General features: G+C 36.1%; 15 protein-coding genes and 2 pseudogenes. 14 read left to right on the forward strand and 3 right to left on the reverse strand.

The genetic code is table 11. From position 1 onward, the window contains the following. Positions 1–609: 609 nt before the first annotated feature. Positions 610–1,125: a phosphatidylserine decarboxylase gene (locus tag C5471_RS08970; protein WP_133813736.1), complete on the forward strand. Its 516-nt coding sequence runs from the start codon at positions 610–612 to the stop codon at positions 1,123–1,125. Here C5471_RS08970 and C5471_RS08975 read toward each other — a convergent pair. Beyond that, a complete protein-coding gene (locus C5471_RS08975) occupies positions 1,122–2,159 on the reverse strand; it encodes an IS630 family transposase (RefSeq protein WP_133813735.1) in 1,038 nt (345 codons plus the stop codon). The genes C5471_RS08970 and C5471_RS08975 overlap by 4 nt on opposite strands. 51 nt (positions 2,160–2,210) lie before the next feature. On the opposite strand from C5471_RS08975, the gene C5471_RS08980 reads away from it, so the two are divergent. The 13 genes and pseudogenes from C5471_RS08980 (at position 2,211) to C5471_RS09040 (ending at position 20,022) form a co-directional block, all read left to right on the forward strand. Further along, on the forward strand, positions 2,211–2,438 hold the full coding sequence (locus tag C5471_RS08980; RefSeq protein WP_166295802.1) for a phosphatidylserine decarboxylase: 228 nt from the start codon (positions 2,211–2,213) through the stop codon (positions 2,436–2,438). Positions 2,439–2,471: 33 nt separating this feature from the next. Beyond that, positions 2,472–3,398, forward strand: a complete 927-nt coding sequence (locus C5471_RS08985; protein WP_207627270.1) for a dimethylarginine dimethylaminohydrolase family protein — start codon at positions 2,472–2,474, stop codon at positions 3,396–3,398. Positions 3,399–3,948: 550 nt separating this feature from the next. Beyond that, positions 3,949–5,646 (forward strand): ABC transporter ATP-binding protein, encoded by a 1,698-nt coding sequence (locus tag C5471_RS08990; RefSeq protein ID WP_133813733.1) that lies wholly within the window; start codon positions 3,949–3,951, stop codon positions 5,644–5,646. Positions 5,647–5,921: 275 nt separating this feature from the next. Then, a complete protein-coding gene (gene ccrA / locus C5471_RS08995; RefSeq protein WP_207627271.1) occupies positions 5,922–7,142 on the forward strand; it encodes a crotonyl-CoA carboxylase/reductase in 1,221 nt (406 codons plus the stop codon). Further along, entirely contained in the window at positions 7,120–9,006 is a 1,887-nt protein-coding gene (locus C5471_RS09000; protein ID WP_133813732.1) for a non-ribosomal peptide synthetase, read from the forward strand. Before ccrA ends, C5471_RS09000 begins: the two co-directional genes overlap by 23 nt. 1 nt (position 9,007) lies before the next feature. Then, entirely contained in the window at positions 9,008–14,776 is a 5,769-nt protein-coding gene (locus C5471_RS09005; protein ID WP_166295805.1) for a type I polyketide synthase, read from the forward strand. Further along, complete coding sequence (locus C5471_RS09010) at positions 14,766–15,500, forward strand: thioesterase II family protein (RefSeq protein WP_133813730.1); 735 nt, start codon at positions 14,766–14,768, stop codon at positions 15,498–15,500. Before C5471_RS09005 ends, C5471_RS09010 begins: the two co-directional genes overlap by 11 nt. A 126-nt stretch (positions 15,501–15,626) precedes the next feature. Further along, entirely contained in the window at positions 15,627–16,385 is a 759-nt protein-coding gene (locus C5471_RS09015; RefSeq protein ID WP_166295808.1) for a class I SAM-dependent methyltransferase, read from the forward strand. 397 nt (positions 16,386–16,782) lie between these two features. Further along, entirely contained in the window at positions 16,783–17,229 is a 447-nt protein-coding gene (locus tag C5471_RS24820; RefSeq protein WP_133813728.1) for a serine hydrolase, read from the forward strand. Beyond that, the gene (locus tag C5471_RS24825; RefSeq protein ID WP_133813727.1) at positions 17,226–17,648 is read left to right on the forward strand and encodes a serine hydrolase; all 423 of its coding nucleotides are present in this window, start codon (positions 17,226–17,228) and stop codon (positions 17,646–17,648) included. The genes C5471_RS24820 and C5471_RS24825 overlap by 4 nt, the downstream gene beginning before the upstream one ends. A gap of 160 nt (positions 17,649–17,808) precedes the next feature. Continuing rightward, a pseudogene (locus C5471_RS09030) lies at positions 17,809–18,257 on the forward strand (IS982 family transposase); the annotation flags it as partial. Positions 18,258–18,668: 411 nt separating this feature from the next. Further along, positions 18,669–19,574, forward strand: a complete 906-nt coding sequence (locus C5471_RS09035; protein ID WP_166295811.1) for an AAA domain-containing protein — start codon at positions 18,669–18,671, stop codon at positions 19,572–19,574. A gap of 52 nt (positions 19,575–19,626) precedes the next feature. Beyond that, entirely contained in the window at positions 19,627–20,022 is a 396-nt protein-coding gene (locus C5471_RS09040; RefSeq protein WP_207627272.1) for an AAA domain-containing protein, read from the forward strand. 1,383 nt (positions 20,023–21,405) lie between these two features. Here the strand turns inward: C5471_RS09040 and C5471_RS09045 are convergent. Both C5471_RS09045 and C5471_RS09050 read right to left on the reverse strand, forming a co-directional pair. After that, a pseudogene (locus C5471_RS09045) lies at positions 21,406–21,870 on the reverse strand (MFS transporter); the annotation flags it as partial. Positions 21,871–21,998: 128 nt separating this feature from the next. Further along, the gene (locus C5471_RS09050) at positions 21,999–22,763 is read right to left on the reverse strand and encodes a thioesterase II family protein (RefSeq protein WP_133813722.1); all 765 of its coding nucleotides are present in this window, start codon (positions 22,761–22,763) and stop codon (positions 21,999–22,001) included. Between the last annotated feature and the right edge of the window lie 471 nt (positions 22,764–23,234).

Below are 23,234 nucleotides of genomic sequence, written 5' to 3' on the forward strand. Positions count from 1 at the left end.
GCCCATTGTTCGGCGCAGGTTGAAAACATAAAGATTACCTCAAGTTGTGTTTTTTATTGAGATCAATCTATGAGGGAAAAGTTCAATAACGAGGGGGCGGGTTAAAATATTTGTGTAGGAAAGACAGGTTCTTAACATGGCGGCAAGCTCCGTTTGGTGAACGGAACTTAATTAAAATAGAGTGACGGATAAAAAACAAGCACTTTGTCAATAATCTGCAACCACCGACTTTAGTCGGTGGTTGTTGAGATGCCACTATAGTGCGCTGACGCCCCTAGGCTTCAGAAATCGCACCGGTTGAAAAGGTGCTTCTCTGATATTGCTCACCTCAGGTGGCTCAGGGGTAAAGTGTTTTTTCGTTTTCATGAGCGGAGAAATTACCTGACTGAAAGAATCAAGCAACAGGCAAAAGCGGATCAAGCGATGTTCGCCATATTTTGGTTATCAATAGGGGGCTGGTGAATGGTTCCCAAATTTTACTTGTATGAATAAAAAAATAGGGGTGTAATAAAAATTATAATTGAATGATTCATAAGATAATATTATATATATATTAATAATTTTTTCGTTATAACACATTTTTGTTTATGAAAATTTCAAGAGAAAATAATGAATAACAAAATGAATTGTACTATTAAATCGATATTTAATGGATTTCCTGATATACCTCCTGAAAATTATTTTCAGGAAGGTTTTTTCAGAGATCCTGCAAGAACAATAAATACTGATGATAGATATTTTCTATCTCCAGCGGATGGATTCGTTATATATATAGACATAATAAACCCAGATGAAGCAATTGTTGAAATAAAAGGAAAAAAATATAGCATCCAAGATATTATAAGGGATAAGTATTATAATAAACGTTCACTTGTTATTGGTATTTTTATGACATGCTATGATGTACATGTTAATAGAGTGCCATATAATGGCATGCTTAGTTATTCAGAGCATGAACCCCTAGAAACAAACAATCTACCTATGATTGATGTGGAAAATAATATTTTTTACCAAGAGAATCCAAAATTTATACATGATGATTATTTGCATTTAAATCAAAGGGTTATAAATAAAATATATTCTCCTTCTATCAATATTAACCCGGCAGGAAAATACATCGACTAAGCTGCATACTTGATAAACCTCGAATTGAAATAACTGATGACGCGTTTTGGTTGGCGTTGTAACTTGCGCATACAAGAACGAGTTCGTTTTTTGATCTCTTCGACACTACGCATTGCTGGCCTGCTGTGTATCATCCCTTTGACATCACAGTTCAGATATTCATCTGGATTCAGTTCCGGTGAATAAGCCGGAAGATAAAACACCTCCAGACGACGTTTCACTGAGGGCTGCTCCAGCCAATCTTTCACTTTTTTGGCATGGTGAACCCGCAGGTTATCCAGAATTAAAAAGCTTTTGCCTGGACGGGATGTCATCAACGCCCGCATAAATTTGAGCAGGGTATCTGCCGTCATATTGGATTCATACAGCATAAAGCGGACGGTTCCCTGATTAGAAATGGCGGAAATCATATTCAGGGTATGCCGCCTGACGGGGATAGGCTGAGTCGGTGTTTTCCCTCTGGGCGAATAACACCGGCCATGTTGCTCGGTATTTCGGATACCGGTTTCATCGCCCCAATAGATTTGGGCCTGTTCTTTTTTGGCGCGTTCCTGGATCTGGGGATATTCTCCGTTCAGCCACGTTTGTACACGAGCCGGGTTCTGCTCCCACGCCTTCTTCAACGGCTTTTGCGGCGTAAATCCCCATCGTTTGAGGTAATCACCGAGTGTTCGAACCGGAATATCCATTCGCCAGAACTGATAGATCAAGGCCGCGACGGCCCGCCGTGTCCAAAGTGAAAAACCCAGATTGTAATGATCGGGCATATGGTCTCGGATGGCCTCAATGACTTTCTGTTGCTGAATGGCGTTCAGACGGCCCACTTTATTTTTGGGGCCCCGTTTCTTGATGGTGAGTACGGCTTGACCCTCGGTCTGATAGCGTTTGAACCAGCGGCCAGCGGTATCCGGATGAATATTCAATATTTGGCCGATTTCGCGGAAGGTCATATTTTTTTCCCAACGAAGCCGGATAGCTTGCTGCCTTAGCAGTGCTTGTTGCTCAGTAGTGAGCTTGCGTGCGTCTGTTTTCATTCATACAGTATATCAGATATAAATTTCCGCCGGGTTAATAAAGAGTATTATGTGGCACAAATTGGTGACTATGATGTTGATACAATAACACCATTTCATATACAGCAAAAAAAACCTGTCTATCAAGGTGATAGGTTTTCTATGATTCGATATGGTTCACAAGTTGATTTAGTAATTCCTGTTACTAATGATGATGAACTAATTTCATTGGTAACTGAAAAAGAACATGTTACAGGTGGTATAACCAAGTTAGTCAGGATTAATGATAATTATCTATAATAAAATGTTATAAACTACAATTAAGGTCTTACAATGATGAAGAATTCTCCTAATATTATTTCTGATATAAAAATGCCAGTCTTTTTACTAGCACCTCCATTTTCACTAAATACAAATGTAAGAAATAACATTTGGATGGAAGAACTTGATGATTCTGAAATCAATGTTAACAATAAAGTTGCATTGAGGCAGTTTTATAATCTTTATAGCTTTATGTCATCACAGTCCCTTGTTTATTTATTGCCATCTGATACTCATCAGGAACTACAAGATCAAGTGTATACTGCTAATTTGGGAATTATTATTGGTGATGAAGATCAAACAGCAATAGTCGCCAATTTTTCATCAGAAATAAGAAGATCAGAAACACCTATTGGAGTGAATTTCTTTGAATCATTAGGTTATAAAACTGAAGTTTCACCTTATCACTTTGAAGGTGAGGCAGAGCTAAAGCATTTATATGGCAATATATTTGTAGGTGGTCATGGGATAAGAAGTGATATTAAATCCTATGATTGGATGGAAGATAAATTTGGCCTTAAAATTGTGAAAATAGAAGAAAAAGATCCTTATCTCTATCATTTAGATTGTATAATTTTACCATTAGATAAAGAAAATACTCTCGTATATACTAAGGGATTAAATAATGATGAATTGAAAGAATTAGAAAAAGTAACAAATATTATCAGTATTGATAAAGACGTTGCGTACAGTGGAATCTGTAATTCTGTTAGAGTTAATCAATATATTCTTTGTTCATCTAATATTAATAATCTAAAGGTAGGAACAGAAGATTATATTAATGAGATGAACAAAAATCATGAATTGGAAAAAATTTGCTCTAAATTGGCATTAACACCAAAACTATTCAATTTATCTGAGTATATGAAGAGTGGAGCATTACTTTCCTGTATGGTAATGCACTTGAATAGATACTCCTATAAAATACAGGTAATATAGTGTGATTTTTATCGTGTCATTTTAATTAACTTTGTTACTATATAATATATATTTAAAAGCATGAAATAGATTCTTATAAAAAATAGCATCTGTACATTTTATTTTTATTAAAATGACCACTTTGTATAATTATCAAATATAACTATTATGATGACCAAATTGAACAAGCATTACTCCTTGCTGTATAAGGGATGACACAAAATTATCTAAATTTTCAATTTATATTGAAAACGAAAATATTTTTATTTTCATAGGATATATTCCAAGGAAGGTTTTTATTACATTTTAATATGACGTATTGATGGTTTTTAATATTCACTATAATATATAAATCAGCATAACTTGATGTAGCCTACATGTCTCATAAGCAATGCTGCCTTGTCATTTGAATTTAGATATTATTAATACAGAGGTGATTTGTATTTTTGTAACTACATGTTACATATAAGTTTAAGACACTCATAAATAAATATAAACTACCACTAGGTTAATATGTCATATTATTTTAATTCTGCTATAACTGAATCTAAGTCCTAACTGTGAACAACATATGAAATATATTAAATTTATTTATTCTTTTATACGCAAACAAAAAACACCATTCATGCTAGCTATTTTTTTTACTATTATAGCTGCTTTGGCTGAGGTTGCATTCCCATTTCTTGTACAAGAACTGGTTAATTTTTTATTGAAAGACAAGCTAATTCTTAATTTTTCATTTAATCAACTAATAATTTCGCTGGTATTAATATCGTTATTAATTGTAATAAGTCATACTATTATTATTTGGATGCAAACAATTAGCACATCTGAACTAAGTTATAACATGAGGAAATCGCTTGTAGACTCTTTTCTTTCATTCCCATATTCTATAAATAGAAAATTTCATTCCGCAAGTCTAGCATTTAGAATAAAAAACGATACTTACCTTATATCAGATAGAGTTAGAAATTTATATAGTAAATTTCTCTATGATACTTTATCTATTATTGGTCCATTTATTGCCATAGCCCTAATTGATATTAAATTATCTATTTTAACATTAATGATAGTTAGTTCAGTCACTTTCATTAGTAAACCTATAACCAATAAAGTAGCTGTTTATGAAAGAATCCTACAAATTTATAACTCTCGGCTGACAGGAGTGATACAGGAGTCATTTTCTTGGATTAAGACTGTAAAAATTTTTAATTCTGAAATATCAGAGAAAAATAGAATCAACGAGGTAAATGTTAAAGTAAAAAATATCGAACGGATAACAGGTTTATTTATGTCATTATCCACTCCTCTTGGTTTCTTTGCTCAGTTTGCATCAACAATCATTATACTTTGGTATGGTGGATTATTATTAATGGATGGAAAAATCAACCCTGGAAATTTTATCGCAGCATTCACCTATGAGCAATTAATGTCATATTCGATTAAAGGATATAGCAATCATTTAAATATATTTTCTTCCTTAAGGTCATTGTTAGAAAGAACTTTAGAATTATTAGACGAAAATAAAAAAAATCCTTGTCGACAAAATCAATCAATAATAAACCACAGCTCTAATAACATTGATATAAATATAAAAAATTTCTCCTATAATGATAGAGATGTTTTGTTAAAAAATATAAATATTTGCATACAAAAAGGTGAGCGAATTCTTATTGTTGGTGATAATGGACAAGGTAAAAGTACGATATTTGATATCATGACAGGACTAACACCATTAAACGAAGGAACTATTTCTATTTTTGGTGATACTCTATCCTCTATAGGTACTAAGAGTTGGTTGAAAAAATTTGGCGTAATGTCACAACAAACTCAGATTATAAAAGGTACTTTATATGATAATCTTCATATCGCTAACACAGAATCAACTAGAGAAGACATGATCTCTTCATTAATAAAAGCCGGTGGTAATGAATTACTGGATAAACTAAAAAACGGCCTAAACTCATACATTGATGAAAAAGGCTCTTCTTTGTCAGGTGGAGAAAGACAACTCATTGGATTAGCGCGATTATATCTTAAAACACCACAGATATTATTATTTGATGAACCAACTACTTATTTAGATAATAACAAGATAAATGGTTTTATAGAATCGATGAGTAACCTTGTTTATGGTAAAACGGTATTCATGATAAGTCATGATCCACGTATATTCAAACTTGCAGAACGAGTTATCAAAATCGATAATGGGGAAGTTACATTCGATGGGGATTCACAGGTATATTTGGAGAAAAAAACAGAAAAATAACAAGTTATATTTTATAATGATTTAAATCTGGATTATTATTACTTAAAATCGCATAAAACCCCTTAATTATTAGCTATATAAGGAGTAATTGATTATCTTATAGTTTTGATTTTTTATTTATCTTTAAATGAAATAAAAATAATTAAGTTTGCAATCATAAAATAAAACTTATCACTCTGTGGTAAGTATATTCTCTGCATCTTAAAAAGTGAGTTTTAGTGAAAATAAAAATTAACTGATGTAATTATATCACATTAAAATATAGTGGGTATTGAATGAACGAAAATTTACTAGCATCAGATGTGAAGTTAAGAACTTCAAACATATCCTTACCAAAAACAATGTTAGCTCAAACAATAAGGCCTGAGAGATATGGTCATCCCTTAATTGCCTTTGAATTAGAAAGAGTATCTATACCCCCCTTGGAGCCTGATGAATGTTTGATCAAAGTTATGGCTGCGGGAGTCAATTATAACGGCATATGGGCTGCTAAAGGATACCCAGTTGATGTTGTCAACCTTCAGAAAAAATATGGAACATACAATGGACTTCATATTGCTGGCTCTGATGCATCTGGGATTGTAATAGCACTGGGTAAGAACGTTACAAATATAGCTATAGGGGATGAAGTAGTGCTGCACTGTGGCTGGTGGGATGGTAGTGTATCGGGTGATGAAATTATGGATAAATCAGCTAAAATTTGGGGTTATGAAATAAATTTCGGAGCCTTTGCTGAGTACACTCGTGTTAAGCAACATGCAGTCCTGCCTAAACCAAGCCATTTAAGTTGGGAACAAGCTGCTTCCTACATGCTATGTGGTGCTACGGCCTATCGAATGTTCCATGGTTTTGAACCCCATACGGTTAAAGCTGGCGATGTAATACTCATCTGGGGGGGGAGTGGCGGATTGGGTTCAATGGCTATTCAATTAGCTAATGCTGCTGGTGCAATACCTGTAGCTGTTGTTAGTAGTCAAGAAAAAGCTGATTACTGTCGAAAAATAGGTGCTAAGGGAATAATAGATAGACGTAATTATAAACATTGGGGGCCTATAGAAGATCTGATCAACCCATCTAAATACTCACAATGGGTTAGTGAAGCAAGACGCTTTCAAAAAGAAATTTGGAAACAAGTAGGAGAAAAGAAAAATCCTAACATTGTAATAGAACACCCTGGTGAAGATACTTTTCCTACATCTTCTTTTGTTTGTTCTCAAGGAGGAATGGTAGTAATTTGCGCGGGTACCAGTGGATATAGAGGTACATTTGACATTCGTTATCACTGGATGCGTCAAAAAAGATTCCAAGGCTCTCACTTCGCTAATCAAACTCAATGCACTGAATTCAACAAGCTAGTATGCCAAGGTGTAATATCACCATGTTTAACAAGGGTTTTTGACTTTGAAAACTTACCGGAAGCACACCAAATCATGCTTGAAAATAGAGAGCCTTTAGGAAACTTCGCAATTAGAATTGGCTGCCGAGTGGAGAAATAAGAAAATGCATTTCATTCAGAGATTCTTAGACATTTCCCATAATCACCCAGAATCACTAGCAGTTATTGAGAATTCATCTGAAATCTCGTATAGGGAATTATATGAACGAGCTAACCGCCTAGCAAGCATTATTGCTTTAACTGGCACAGGGAATATGGTAGGCGTGTTAATGGGGAAAAGCATTGATTATATAGTTTCAATTTTATCTATTCATATGTCAGGCAGAATAGCTGTTCCCCTAGATAGCAGTTATCCAATTGAAAGATTAAAGCAAATGATTACTTCTGTCGATTTATCGTTATGTCTAGTTAACCAACAACTGAACATAGAATTGGCGAAAACCTTAAACGAACAGACTAATCAACTATGTATCAATGAATTGCCTATGTCTCCTGCAAATAATAGAGATGATGAAATTACTATTAAATTGCAAGATAAAATACCATCCTACGTTGTATTTACATCAGGAACTACTGGAAAACCTAAACCTGTTGTGGTGCCCTACCAAACTTTGTCTACACTGATTTCTTGGATGGGGAAAACACATCAACCAAACGGCACCACATTACTATATGCCACTCAAGGTTTTGATGTTTCATTTCAAGAAATTTATAGCACTTTATGCTACGGTGGTCAGCTATTAATTATCACAGACGAACAAAAGAAAAATCTGCATACTTTAATTCAACTGATATCCTTACGATCAGTAACTCGTCTATTCTTACCTACTTCGATGTTAATCCCTTTTGTTACTTTTGGGTTACATGCAACCCAGCCATTAACCGATCTAATGCAAATAATTGTAGCTGGTGAACAATTAAAAATTACACCAGCTATTAGACAATGGTTTAAATCTCATTCCCATTGCCAACTTATTAATCATTATGGACCATCAGAAACGCACGTGGTGATGGAATATCAACTAGAAGGCGAACCAAATGGCTGGCCAGATTTGCCTCCAATCGGTCAAGTAATTCCGGGCAACATTGCTTACTTACTTGATGAACAGTTTCAACCTGTTTCATTAGGCACTATTGGTCAGCTTTATATTACAGGGCAATCTCTAGCATTAGGCTATCACCAAATGAAAGAGCAAACGCTAGAAAAATTTGTAATACATCCCAAAACCCAACAAATAATGTACAAAACTGGTGATCTCTGTGCTCAAAATAATAAAGGAATGTTTGAATATAAGGGAAGATGCGATCGACAGTTTAAAGTCCGCGGTTATCGAGTTGACCTGAAAGAAATAGAAACTACCGTTACTGACTCTGGTCTGGTAGAGGATTGCCTTGTAGTAGCTAAACAGTCAGGTATGACAACTCTATTAATACTCTACTTTACAGCAAAAAGTAGTACTCATGATATCAGCCTAACTTTACACGCATACCTAGCAGAAAGACTACCAGACTACATGTTGCCATCTTTCTATAAGAAAGTTACAGATATTCCTCTAACTCAAAATGGCAAAGTTGATATTAAAAGACTCCCAACTATTGGGGGAGTTAGATCTCAGATACCTTTGCCCTATGTCGCACCACAAAGCAAGCTTGAATCGGCTCTGAGCGATTTAGCTGCAGCTTGTTTTGGCCTAGATAGGATTGGAGTTAATGATAATTTTATGGATATTGGTGCTAATTCTCTTACCCTAATTTCTTTTTTGGCCGAACTTCGCTACATGCTATCTCATGACTTTCGTCAAACTGAATTATTCGAGTTTCCTACTATTAGACTCTTGTGCAATCACTACCAGCAATTGAATAACAATAATAAAGAACAACTGAGTAACACAATTAGACCTTCCAACAAACGTAAAACAAGAACTAATGCCATTCAACATATACACGGGAAAAAGAGGGGGTAGTATGCTAAATAACCAAGAAGATCAAACATCATTAGATGAAACCACTATTGCAATTGTTGGAATGTCTTGTCGCTTTCCAGGAGCTTCATCAGTAACACAATATTGGAAGAATCTCCTATCTGGAACTGAAAGTATCCAAGTCAATACATATACCGATGGAGGAATTCATTCCCATGCTGAACTACCTGACATAGAAAACTTTGATTACAACTTTTTTGGATTCAACTACAAAGAAGCACAATTGTTAGATCCACAACATAGATTTTTATTAGAGTGTGCTTGGGAAGTGATGGAAAATACATCACTACATTCTAAAAGTGAGTCAATTGGAGTCTTCTGCGGTGCAGGCCCAAGCTCGTATTTCATCAACAATGTTCATGGTCAATCTGACCATAGCGGAGCTTGTGGTTTGTATCAATCAGCTGATACGTTAACTCAATTTATGGCTACTGATAAGGAGTTTCTTGCTAATCGAATTGCTTATAAATTTAATTGTTGTGGTCCTGCAATTAATATTCAGGCGGCTTGTGCGACCTCAATATTTGGTATTCAAGCCGCAATTCAAGCAATCTTATTAGGTGATTGCGATGCGGCATTAGTCGGAGCAGCAGCAATTCCTGTTCCACAATCAATTCCTTACTATTTCGAACCTGGTATGCCTTTTAGTTCAGATGGTCACTGTCGTCCATTTGATGCGAAAGCTAGTGGGACTGTGTTTGGTTCCGGTGCTGCTATCGTTGCCCTTAAAAGACTTACTGATGCTATAAACGACGGAGATCATATCCATGCCATTATTCGCTCAGTAGCTACAAACAATGATGGCAGCAATCGAGCAAGTATGTCAGCCCCTTCTATTGCTGGACAAACCCGTGTTATTCGTGATGCTCTTGAAATGGCAGACATCGATCCTGGACAAATTTGTTATATTGAAGCCCATGGTACCGCTACTCCAATTGGTGATCCTATTGAGATAAAGGCATTAGCTAATGCCTTTATTGATCGCCCCCTCGAAAATACTTGTTACTTGGGAAGTGTAAAAGGTAACATTGGGCACCTGGGATGGGCGGCAGGAATGGCTAGCTTAATTAAGGCGGTATTAATTACTCAACATAAAATAATCCCTCCCACTATTAACTTTGAACAATACAATCCACAATTACATATTGAAGAAACCCCTTTTACCATCAACAAAGACGCGATAGTTATAACAGAACCTCGTGTCATTGTTGGTGTCAGTAGTTTTGGATTAGGAGGGAATAATTCACATATAATCATTGAGGAAGCTCCTAAAAGAAGTCTTATTACTCCATCACCATATCATGAGAGAGCACACTTACTACCTATTTCAGCTCGAAATAGTGATAGTTTACAACAATTACGCACTTCTTATTTACAGTTTCTCGAAAATCAGGAAGATAGCACCTTTCCTATATTCGTTGCTAATCTCCAGCATTCTAGAACATTTTTCGAAAAACGAGCATTCGTTATCGCTAGCCATAGGGAAGATGCTATAAGTACATTAGATAGTTTGTCGCTTAATACCAAGCAAGTAATAGAAGAAGTACCCAAAATTGCTTTGATGTTTTCTGGTCAAGGAGGAGAACATCAAAATATGGGAATGGAACTTTATACTTATGAAGCACTATTCAAAAAAGAACTAGACAAGTTCGATCCTGTGTGTTTAAAAATTTTTGATACTACTGCCGCAAACCTGCTATTTGATCCCCAATTAAATGAGAGAATAATAAACGATATTACCTGTTCACAACCTATGATATTTGCCTTACAGGTGGCAATGGCTAGGTTGTTACTAAATAGTGGTCTCACTCCTGCGGTCTTATTTGGTCATAGTTTAGGAGAATATGCAGCTGCTTATATAGCGGGAGTTTTCAGCGCCGAGCAAGGATTCAAAATTCTAGTAGAACGAAGTAGGTTATTAGATTCGTTAGGAAATATAGGAGCGATGATATCTCTTGAATGTGACCATACGTGTGCATTGAAATTAATAAAATCTTCAGGAAATAATTTTTCGATTGCAGCAATAAATACAGCCAATAATACGGTAGTTTCAGGAACTTTAGAAACAGCTGACCAGTTAATGCAAATAGCAGCAGAGGCAGGTGTAAAAGCAGTACGATTGAACATTTCACGGCCAGGACATTCTTGGTTACTTGATCCACTGCTAGATCGTTTCGAAGAATACCTTGCTAACGTTGAATTAAGTTCTCCCACATTACCTTTTATTTCTACAGTAACGGGGAAATTAGCTGAGAGTGAAGTGACGACTACTAAATATTGGTGTCGTCAGTTGCGAGAAACTGTGAACTTTAAAGCCAGCGTAGACACTACTATTGAGATTGGAGGGACACATTTAATAGAGATCGGCCCCAAAGGTACGTTATCAGGACTTATACTTGGAGATGTAAAAAATATTTTGAGTGTACTACCAATATCCAGAGGAGGGAGAAGAGATCATCGACAATTTTTGACTGTTTTAGGAGAATTGTTTTACGCCGGTATCAACATTAATTTTCCTCACAATGAAGAAAAAATGCCTGTTCTTGAGGGATTACCAACATATCCATTCCAGCGAGTTCGTTGCTGGATTGAAGCACCAGATGCTTTCCACTCTTTAGAGAATTATTGTTACCAATTAATTTGGCAACCATTAACAGTGGAAAAAATAAATGTACAATCCACCATTTCTCAGAAAGTTTTGTTTCTAGCGCCAGATGAAATACTCAACAATACAGAAATTGGTTACTTAAAAAATTCCTTTCAACAATTTCATATTGTTGACTTGAATACACTGATAACAGTTGATATGCCATCTGATGAAACCTTGAAGGCCACCACAGCTCAAAATTTTAATATGCTATGGCAAAAGTATTCTGATGGTGTGGACAAAATATACTTAGATCTACGCAATCAGCTAAACAACGATATATCAACAGCCATAACCACTTGTTCTCTAGTGCTAAATTTTTTGCAATCTATCATTAATACTTATAAACTCCAACCACAGATTTGCTTGCTATTTTCAAAGAAACCTAGCAGCCATGAAGATATGACCCTCTCACCTGTAACGAATAGCATTATAGGTATGCTCCGTTCGTTGCTAATCGAAGAACCAAACCTTAAGGTAAATGTTATTAATTTTGCCAGAGAAGAAGCACCCCAGAATGAAGAGGAAGCAAGCCCGATCCAATTATTACCGTTAACTGAAGAATTAGTCGTGACAGTTCTGCGAAATCAAATATTCGTGCCACGAGTAGAAAAAGTAGAAAAAGTAGAAAACACTCATTACATATACCCAACAGAACAAGATTATATCCTGATAGGTGGCGCTGGTGGAATTGGTGTGCAATTGATTAAAAATCTTTGTGCCGATCAAGTCCGTTCCATTCATGTAATCGGACGCTCGGCACATCCTAATAAGGAGCTGAGCGAATTAATGGATCGTTACCCAATTATCCAATATTTAGGATTTGATCTATCAACAGAGACAGGATATAAAAAATGTAATGATTGGTTACAGAGTACCTCAATTCACAAAGCAGGAGTTTTCAACCTAGCTGTAGACCTCAATGATAAATTGTTTGGGAGTATTCAATCACATGATCTAACTCTCTCATTCAATTCTAAATGCACTAGTATCTTGAACCTTTATCAACTATTGTGTAAACATAAAGTGGAGATTAGCTTCATTTTCAACTTCTCTTCAGCCACCTCAGTTTTAGGTAATGGTGGACAATCGAGTTATGGTGCTGCTAGCGCTTTTCTCGATGTAGCTCATGCAGCTTTATTTCCTGCTGCGGGTAAGGTATTCACAGTCAATTGGGGAGTATGGCGTGATGCAGGGAAATTAAGAGATGACCAACAGAGAATACAACGTCTTGAATCAGATGGACTTTTTAGCCATAACTGTGAGCAAGGACTCTTATTTATTCGCCTATTGTTAGCCAGTCCAGCTCGTATTATAGCTTTTATGAAAATTGATCCAAAAGTACTAAGTAATAAATCCCCTTTACTAGCACGCTTTCTGGAAAATTTGGTGGATGACACAGACGATAATAATCCCTCTTCATCAATAACCACCATAACCCGCCTTCTCGCGTGTAGAAATGAATCTCAAATGAGTTGTGTGCTCGAAACATGGCTCATGTCTACTATTGATGCATTAATTGGTCTAGAAGAGTCCATCTACGGTCAATATGACACGATAAAAAATATTGGTTTAAAAGCAATGGGTTTTGATTCCTTAGCGATCGTACAACTCAAAAATGCAATTGCCGTTCAATTAGATCTGCAGTGGACTGCTAAACAGCTATATTCTTACCAAACATTAAGTGAGTTACATACTGACTTGCTCTCTCACATAATCCAGCCAGCCTGGCATGAAGCTCATCGAGTATATAATGGAATAACCTCAAAAACTGAGCAAAATTTTTCAATTTCATTACAGCAATCTCGTTGGCTTTCGCTTATAGACAAAAATTATGGCCTGCGTATTATTCCCTATCTGATTTATTGCCCTTTCAATCTCGGGCACTGTCGCACAGCCTTGGCTAAGGTGATAGATGAACATCGTTTGCTGAGAACTTATTTTCCTAGAGGACTGCCATCTGTAAAAACTACATCACAGATCATGGATGATTTTGAAACGTTAAGTTCTAATCTATCTTCACTAACGACCGAAGAAAAAATTCAGCAAATTACTTTTTTAATCCAAGAAATGGAGCAGAGACTTCCTAAACCTAAAAATAATATAACTTGGACTATACACTTTATTGATGTAGGAGAACCGTTCTTTATTGCACTTTTAGGTGTTCAGCATCTGGAATTTGATGGAAAATCTCTAACGCTGTTTTTTGATGTATTTGGTAAATACTTACATTGCCTCTCAAATAATAAACTGTTAGATCATGTCGAACACAAACTCGACTATAATGTATATGCTCAACGTCAGAAGCAGTATCTACATAAACAGTGGAACAATGATTCTATCTTTTTCAAAGGACTATATAACTCCTTTAAAGGCCCGACTGTGTTACCGAACCATCCTGGATTTATGCCTACAATAGCTCGTTCATCATCACGACACAGTATCGAAGCAATTAATGCTAACAGAGCCTTGAACGAACTTTCTGAACTATATAGATTCAGTGTATTCCACGCAATTTTGTATGTTTATGCCAAAAGCATGGCCGACATTATTGGCCAAGACCAGTTGATTATCAGTACAATTAGTAGTGGTCGAGGATTGGGTGAATTCAATGACATAATCGGTCCGTTCACTTCACCTCTACCAGTGCCACTTACTGTAAGCCATGATGACTGGTTAACTGGAATTTCAATAGTTGCACGCACACTTGATGCCATTCATGATTATCCATTAATGCATCCATCAATGTTAATAAGTAAGATACCTGCGTTTGCAGGACTACCAATCGATACCTACTTTTCAGATATAGGTATCAATTTTCTCAATTATCGCCATATAACTGAGGAATCAGAAAAGATAAGAATCGAAGGAATAGAGATTTTAGGTCCCGTATCAGCGAATTTATTATCAGGAGCCAATGTCGAAGATATGCGGCGTGTTCCAGGTCTTCACTTAGTTGTTGAGATTAATGGTGATGATTTGCGTTTCAACTTTTGGTTTCATTCCGAACGATTTACAACAGCTGAAGTCGATCGTTGGGGAAAAAACATGTTACTACATCTAAAACAATTACTGTTTAGCCTGAGAAAAGACAATGAACAATAACAGACTAACGTTATTATGTTTTTCCTACGCGGGAGGCAGTGCTGAATTCTATCTGCGTTGGCAAAATTTACTGCCAAACATAAAAATTATCCCAGTGGAAATTCCTGGTCGGGGACGAGCATTGAACTTACAAGCATTGAATACACGTGATCATCTGGTTGATTATCTAATGAAACACTATACTCAATGGTGTATTCCTCCTTTTGCTTTCTTTGGGCATAGCTTAGGTGCCCGCATAGCACTTGAATTTTTATTGGCTCTTGAAAAAACTTGTGGAATCAGAGCGTCCCAATTGTTTGTAAGTGGATGCCTTGCACCAGCACGCTTTACCCAAGCTATGCGTATTCGGGAACAAGATTTGAGTGATGCAACATTATTACAAGTGCTAGCAGACCTAGGTGGGACGCCTCCTGAGCTTATGACCAATTCAGCACTAATGAAAAATTCTTTACCTATGATTAGAACTGATTTTCAATTGGCAATAGACTTATCAAAAAGCCCCGTAACTAGTATTTCTACCCCTATATACCTTCTACTAGGCAATAAAGATAAAGTTACTAGCCTATTTAAAGATTACTTAGGTTGGGCTCAATATACTTCCGGTAAATGTCAAGTCTCAGTTATTGACGGAGAGCATTTTTTCATCCGTACCCAAACAAAATCGGTTGTTAACTTAGTGAGACATAAGTTAAAAGAACTTTCATTACAAGAGAATAAATTTTGAAGTATTGAATTTGTTAATCAATAAATTAAGATCACTGCAATGTATTAGATGGTAAATTATAGTCCTATTTTTTCGTTTACTAGATACTTATTCTAAGTATAAACATTTCTATAAGGATCATTGACTTTGACACATTCACTCTCTAGTTCCTATATTAATAAGTCTGAAATCTATGATAAAGCAAGACCACTTTACCCACGAGAGGCACTTTTATTTATTCGCCATCAGCTTAATTTATCATCCGAATTACCTGTGTTGGATATTGGTTCTGGAACAGGAATACTTACAAGACAATTAGCAGCTACAGGCATACCCATGATCGGGATAGAACCTGATATACAAATGCTTTCCAAAGCTAGGGAAAGGACTAATCTACTCAATGTAGAGTATTGTCATGGTTCTGCCGAGCAATTAGGAATGGCATCTTGCTCAGTAGCAGCTTTGGTATGTGGGCAATCTTTCCATTGGTTCGAACCGAATAAAACTCTTTCTGAATTCAGACGTGTTCTGGCAACGAATAATCCAGTATTTCTTATCTGGAACATTCGAGATCCTGATCATGATAAATTTCATCGTTCCTATGAACAACTATTGAAAACTTATTTTAAGCGTTATTCAGAAACGTTGCAGATTGACAATATATTGGAAAGTAGAATTCACCAGTTTTTTAATGGCAATTTTAAGGAATGTACATTTAATAACAGTCAGCAATTGGATATGATTGGACTGATTGAGAGAACTATGTCTTGTTCTTATGCACCAGAGATAAGAACACCTGAATACGATTTCGCTAGCATGGCCATAAAAATTCTACATCAATCCTATCAAAAAAATAACTTAATCTCTATCAATTATAAGACCCGAGTAATATATGGACATATTTAGTGCGAAGATTCACTCTAAAAAAATGCATCAAAAAATAGCAAGGGAATTTTAAAAAAAATAAAACTGAAATCACATTAGTAGTGTCAAACATATTAACAGGGTGAACTCTCGCCCTGCCATACTGGCAATGACTGTAAATATTGAATTTATTTTGTGATTTACATCAATAATAAAAAAATCAAGCAATATAGGTATAGTATGTTAAAACATATTGAGTAATAATGTTAGCTTAAGCCACCAAAGTGATTGTATCTCACTGATATATACCCAATAGATTTCAAGTTGCAGCGCGGCGGCAAGTGAACGCAGCCAACAAAGCAGCAACTTGAAAGATGAAGGGTATATATATAATCAGCTATTCAACTAGTCTTATACTCTGTTTAAAAGGTAAATAAAAATGGAATTTCCACTCCCTAAAGATGTTGAATTTAAATATTCATTAGTTTATGAGAATTACATTAATGGAGACACGGTTAAAATAAATGAAAATATGCAAATGCCTTCATCAAGTGTAAGAAAGGTTTTCATAATGACAGCAGTTATGTCATATTTAATTGAAAATAAAATTTCAGTTCATGACGTTATTAAAGTCACTCCTCCTAATACTACAAGAAATGACATTTCTGGGTGTTTACAATATCTTGACATGGCTAATGGAAATATATCCTATCATGATTTATTACATTTAATGATTACCTATAGTGATGTATTATCTACTAAATATCTCGGAGAAATTATAGGAGTAGAAAAACTAAATCAGTACTGTAAGAAACATGGATTTTATGATACAGAACATTATTATCTGGTGCCACCAACTCAAGTACATAACATAAAAAAAATATGACAACTGCCGCAGATGTTTCTCTTTTTTATAAAAAATTGTTTTATGAACACTCCAATAATAACCAGAGTAGTTTTCATAAAAACCTAGGATTAGATTTTGATTATACTGTTTTAGCTAGAAAAATTCTGGCTAGGCAGCAATTCAGTGACCAATTACCTGAATTCCTTCCTGATGAATACATTGTTGCACATAAACATGGTTGGGGTGTAAATAACTTAGGTGATGCTGGAGTCATTCTAAAAGAAGATACTTTTGAATCACAATATTCTTTAGTTATTTTAATTAAAGATGTTAATTCAACTACATATTTAAATCATGAAGCAATGGTTATTGCTTCACTCTGGATATCTGATGTGTCTTTACAGATCTTCAAAAATAATTATAAAGGTAGAATAACTGAACGCACTATCTTAAATTAACTTGAAGATATAATTTAACCTGAAATTTGCTTAAGAAGGGAACTAAGCGCCTGAGGTACGATCAAAGTTTTTGTCAAAGAAAACAAAATCGTGGAGATCCTCAGGCATGTCTAATTTAGAAGAACTTTACTGCTGCGTCGATGACTTTTGCCAAAAATCTATTCCTCTCTGCGCTTTTTTTTCGTCACGCAAGGCTGAAACCCTGGGGATCGCTTTTATTGATTCAACCAAAATTGCCGTTTGCCATAATCTCCGTATTCCCCATCATCGCGTATTTGAGGGCGTCGCACAGCGAGGGAAAACCAGTACAGGCTGGTTTTATGGCTTTAAACTTCATCGGGTTATCAATGATTGTGGTGAACTTTTGGCGGTTAAGTTGACCTCAGGAAATAAAGATGATCGTCATCCCGTCAAAGCGCGGGTACAAGGGTTAACAGGGTGTTTGTGGCGATAAAGGGTATTTGTCACAGGCCCTGATGAACGGGAAGCAGAAGGAATAACGTTAATCACTCATGTCCGTAGTAATATGAAGGTAAAAGCGTTATCTCTCTGGATAAGCTGATGTTAAGGAGGCGATTTCTGATAGAAAGTGTGCCGCAGGCATACAAACTGGCAGCATAGGGAACGCAGCCAGTATGTAGCATAAGCTCAGGAGGAGATGGTGGCAGGCCCACCGAAGTCCGCTGTCGGAAGCCGGCTTCAAACCCCCTCAAGCGGCTGCCGTAAAGAGCGGTGGTCGTGAGCGTTGAGGTCAAAGCGCGAACAACAGTTCGGCAGGTAGGGTACAAAGAGACGAGTAAAACCTAACCCATGTGGATGCGTCGTAAAGAAAAGATTTGACATCAAAACCGGGGGCGTTTTAATCAAATACTAAAAAATCTAGAACAGCTTATAGCAAGTTGTCAGTCAGCCAATGAAATAGCCTTATTTCTTAAAAAGAATAACCTTGAGACTTGGCTACAGACATTTAAGCAAGCCAGAGACGAAGCGGCTTCTGATTACACCAATCTCCAACAGAGATTGGCACAACAAAACCATCATCTGGAAGTATTAGAAAGCGAGATAGAAATTGGAGATTTACATGCAGCAGAGCAGGAGCGTAATAAGCCTAATATTCTTATCCAAATTTTTAATCGCTCCCGCTACGTTAGCTATCTAAAGCACGTCAGTGACGTTAATCTTCAACAGCGGACATTAAAGCAACAACGTATAGATTTACTCAAAGAAATTGATACTTGTACTCAACAACAACCGTTATTGTTACAAAAGCAGCGAGAAGCAGAACAGTTACTACAGGAAAAACACGACGCATATACACTTAAACAGCAGAAACTTGCGCGTTTCTGTCATGAACATCCTGAGATGAAGCTTCCGGGCACTGAAAAATACATTAATGATAGTGAGCTACAAAGAAATGCCTACTGGCAAGATCCAACGATAAACCATTTCCGCTCACAGCTTTTTATCGCTGCACTCGATTTACACCAAGCCTGGCTTTTAGAAGTACTAAAACATGAAATATTCCGCAAAAAAGTGTTTAAATTGCCAGAGATGCTTGATGGAAAGATTGATCCTAACAATAAAAAAATATGGCAGCTGCTATTTATGATAGTGCCTGTAGTATCAACAACTTTTACCTCCTTAGGCTCGATGTTTAGAAGCTTAGGAAGTGAAGAGCTTGGTTGGTTACTGATTGACGAAGTAGGACAAGCTATACCTCAGGTTGCGGTGGGAGGTTTATGGCGAAGTAAAAGGGCTATCGTGGTTGGAGATCCTTTACAAATAGAACCTGTTTTCACCACCCCGCCAAAGTTGGTTGAATATATCAGTGGTACCATACTTAAAAAAGATGCGGAGGAATGGAACCCTAACAGATGGTCAATTCAAACTATTGCTGACAGAGCAAATCGTTACGGTTGTGAATAACCGTTGGATTCACTCTGGCGGGAGCTGTACTCTAAAGCAGTACAAACCATCATTGGCTCAAGAAGTCTTAACGCTATTAACTACATTAATAGAAAAAGAAAAAAATCTTTCTCAGATTTATATTATTTCGCCATTCAAAGCAGTTAAACAGCAGTTAGGTACAGAACTATCGTCCCATAAAGATTATTTTCATCAATATCTTGAAGGGGATAATAAAAAGAAACAATTCTCTAAATGGATTAGTCAAAATATAGGAACCGTACATACCTTTCAGGGGAAAGAGAACCATACCGTAATATTTGTCCTTGGATGTGATATTCAAAATGCGGGTGGCGCAGTGTGGGCTGCAAGTAAACCTAATTTACTGAATGTTGCTCTTACTCGTGCCCGTAAAAATATTTATATTATTGGTGACATTAACGTTTGGCAGGATAAAACCATACTTTAGTATGGTAGCGTCAGAATTGAGCACAAAAAACAGTAGCCACAGCGATAATATGAACCACTATCAAGACCAATTTAAGATGACGCCCTAAAATATAGGAATATACGGAGAAGAAATCATGGATAAATTTTCTATTGCCCGCTCCTCATACTATCACCGTGTAACGCGATTAGTAAATCCTGTTAGGTATTTCTACCTTACTAAGGAAATAGATAATTACTCGACAAAGATACAAAAACATTATCGCAGAAGTAAAATATTACTTAGCATTTTCAATATATCTCCTACGCTAAGAGCAATTGAACTCAGCAAGTTTAGTGAACTATATGAGAAGAAATAAAAAGATGAAAGCTTAATAAAATATGGACTAAAGAAAATATCGTCACGAATAATTAAAAAATCCAACTGGAACGACTTTGAAGCCTATTTACTCAAGTGCGGATTTTGCTTCCGTAACACACTTCAAATTATTAAAAATATCTTAATAACCTATCATTATAATTATGATGTGAACTACACAACCATAAAAAGGTTTTGTAATAACCTAATGAAATCTCACTCAATTTCTGACCATCATAACGAAGTTTCTTGGCTTCTATGGATATGTAAAGAACTTAGATTAAATCTAAAAAAAGATGTAATACGGGATATAGAAGAAATGCCAAGTTCAATCTGTGAGCTAATCGTTCTCGACCTTTTCAATTCAGAAATTATAAAAAATAATATACATGAAGGGTGAATTCACATAATCAGTGCAACATCGTTAATCTGGAAGTAAACATGTTCGTATTCCTTTAAATAATTCATTCGGTGTTTTCCCTCCCCGTGTTTTTCGGGGGGTATTAAATGAGCTTGCCGATTTATTTAAACACCATTTAAATAGATGTCGATCGGTAAGCTGTTTTTTTCGGTGATTTGTTAACTGAGGATAAAAAACAGGTATCCATTAATGCCAGATTTTGAAAAGGTACAGAATAACTAAAAACGGCTTATTCCCTATCATGTTTAATGCATTTATCAACGACGTTATCCTTCGCTTATTTTACATTTACCTATTCTGCCATAACCATTTAAAAGCACGAAAACAAATATATTAAATCTTTTATATAAAAAACGGATTTAACTATAAGTGCGGTTTTTTTAAATTACATTAACCATTAACATAAAACTTGAAATAAATCAGCGAGAAAAAGAATATTATCCGAAAAAACATAACGGGGTATCTTTATACCACCAAGCTATTTACGAGTTTATTTATGAAGATAAAACAAAGGATGGTAACTTATAAAAGCTGCTCAGAATTGCCAGTAAAACAGCTTCAATAAAGATAAAAACCGAATATGATTAACGTTGATTAAATGTAAAACACAATATACCATGATGATTAAATTTATCCTTATTAAGCATAAATGGAATGTGGCAAACTACCTGAACCAGTAAAAAGAACAGCGCCATGTTGTGCCAACCCACAGAGCTGAAAACATAAAGGCTGAGAATACCACCAACCAGAATTCCCAAACTAAACCCTGCAACCTGACCGACATTCACTTTGACATAACGGCTGCCTACAAAAGTGCGCACAGCCAGAGCATTAACCGCAACATCCTGGCTGGCATAAAGAAGATTGATGAATGTGAGTATGATCAGCAAACCGATGACATCAGTTTGTGGGCTGAAAAACCACAGAGAAGCGACAGCAAGCAATGAAAGTATTTTAAATAGTTGAATCCAGGCTAATCCGGCAGAAAGTTTGCCAAATCCCCACGGTTTATGGTTTTCAATGAAAGAAGCCCAGATAAATTTGAATGCCCAGGGTAACATGCATAAACCAATAAGGCCGATAAACTGCATATCAGCCCCTTGTTGCCGTAAGATCCCCGGCAAAGCAAAAATTGCCAACCCCAAAGGAGCACCTTACGCGCAATAAAGGCCAAATAAACCAACAAGGTTATGATTATATTTCATGATATTTCCTAAACTCATTGATTGCGCGAATGATGCCATGACGCATCAATATTAGTGTTGATATAGTCAAATAAAGCTGAAGATTTATCGTTGAGGTAAAAATGCCCGCCATCAAACACTTTCAGTTCAAATTTCCCTTTAGTTATCCCCTGCCACTGCGCCATCTCTTCCGGAGAAACTTCCGTATCGCGTTCGCCTGCACAAGCAAATACCGGGCAATCAAGTTGTTGCTGGCAACGGCGTTGATATGTTTCGATAGCCTGAAAATCCGCACGGAAAATGGGCATTAACAACGCCTTCAATTCAGGCATTGTCTGGTAATCAATCGCAGAACCGCCCAGAGACGTAATTTTATTCAGCAGTTGCTGTTCATTCCGACGGTGATAATCATTACCACTATTTTTGTGCGGCGGCAGGCGAGCAGAAACAAATAATGCACAGATTTTTCTACCCTGTTGTTGCATACGCAATGCCACCTCAAATGCCAGCGCAGCGCCCATGCTATGCCCGAAAAAATAAGTCGCACGTGAAGGCAAAATATTCAAGGCCTCGACCACTCTGTCTGCCAACTGATGAATACAAGTTTGTAACGGCTCGCTAATCCGCGAGCCATGTCCAGGTAATTGAACGGCATAAACCGCAGTATCTTTTGAAATTCCGTCACGCCAGGGGATAAAATATTCTGCTCTGCCTCCGGCGTAATGAAAACAGATCAGTTGGCTACCGATTCCCGGCTTTATCAGTCGCATTGCTCTATCAAGCGATACCTTATCAAACATAGGTAAACATCCCCTTGTAGTAAAAAACTTGAGGAATTATATAAACAACTTAAAAAAATTCAAATGCAAATGATAACCACTTGCATTATTGTCATTGTGGATAAAATAATACACCTCAATCTTTAATTCAACTTATTGTTTTAATTAAGATTAAATATTATCCAAATTTGTTAAGGCGGTTAAATTATCCAGATCTGAAACAAAACTGAGCCCTTGCAAAAACGCAAAACATACCTCAAATACTTAAATCTCTATTGCTATTAGGCTATTTTATTTACTGTTTTTTATAATAAAAAGTAAGCCCAGGCTATACAAAAGAATTATTTATCTGCTCAATACATTTTAAACATTTTCATTAGCCTCCAATATAAATACGCCAAAATGATGAAATGAGCCAAATAAATAGATACGGTGTATTATTAATATCATCGCCCTGACGCTATTATATCCAATAAATCAAACTCAAATTTA

The organism is Photorhabdus tasmaniensis, from assembly GCF_011189505.1.
Classification (GTDB): Bacteria; Pseudomonadota; Gammaproteobacteria; order Enterobacterales; family Enterobacteriaceae; genus Photorhabdus; species Photorhabdus tasmaniensis.

Coding starts and splice junctions, on each gene's coding strand:
- C5471_RS08970 (WP_133813736.1), top strand. CDS start 610: ATGAATAACAAAATGAATTGTACTATTAAATCGATATTTAATGGATTT.
- C5471_RS08975 (WP_133813735.1), bottom strand. CDS start 2,159: ATGAAAACAGACGCACGCAAGCTCACTACTGAGCAACAAGCACTGCTA.
- C5471_RS08985 (WP_207627270.1), top strand. CDS start 2,472: ATGATGAAGAATTCTCCTAATATTATTTCTGATATAAAAATGCCAGTC.
- C5471_RS08990 (WP_133813733.1), top strand. CDS start 3,949: ATGAAATATATTAAATTTATTTATTCTTTTATACGCAAACAAAAAACA.
- ccrA (WP_207627271.1), top strand. CDS start 5,922: ATGAACGAAAATTTACTAGCATCAGATGTGAAGTTAAGAACTTCAAAC.
- C5471_RS09005 (WP_166295805.1), top strand. CDS start 9,008: ATGCTAAATAACCAAGAAGATCAAACATCATTAGATGAAACCACTATT.
- C5471_RS09010 (WP_133813730.1), top strand. CDS start 14,766: ATGAACAATAACAGACTAACGTTATTATGTTTTTCCTACGCGGGAGGC.
- C5471_RS24820 (WP_133813728.1), top strand. CDS start 16,783: ATGGAATTTCCACTCCCTAAAGATGTTGAATTTAAATATTCATTAGTT.
- C5471_RS24825 (WP_133813727.1), top strand. CDS start 17,226: ATGACAACTGCCGCAGATGTTTCTCTTTTTTATAAAAAATTGTTTTAT.
- C5471_RS09050 (WP_133813722.1), bottom strand. CDS start 22,763: ATGTTTGATAAGGTATCGCTTGATAGAGCAATGCGACTGATAAAGCCG.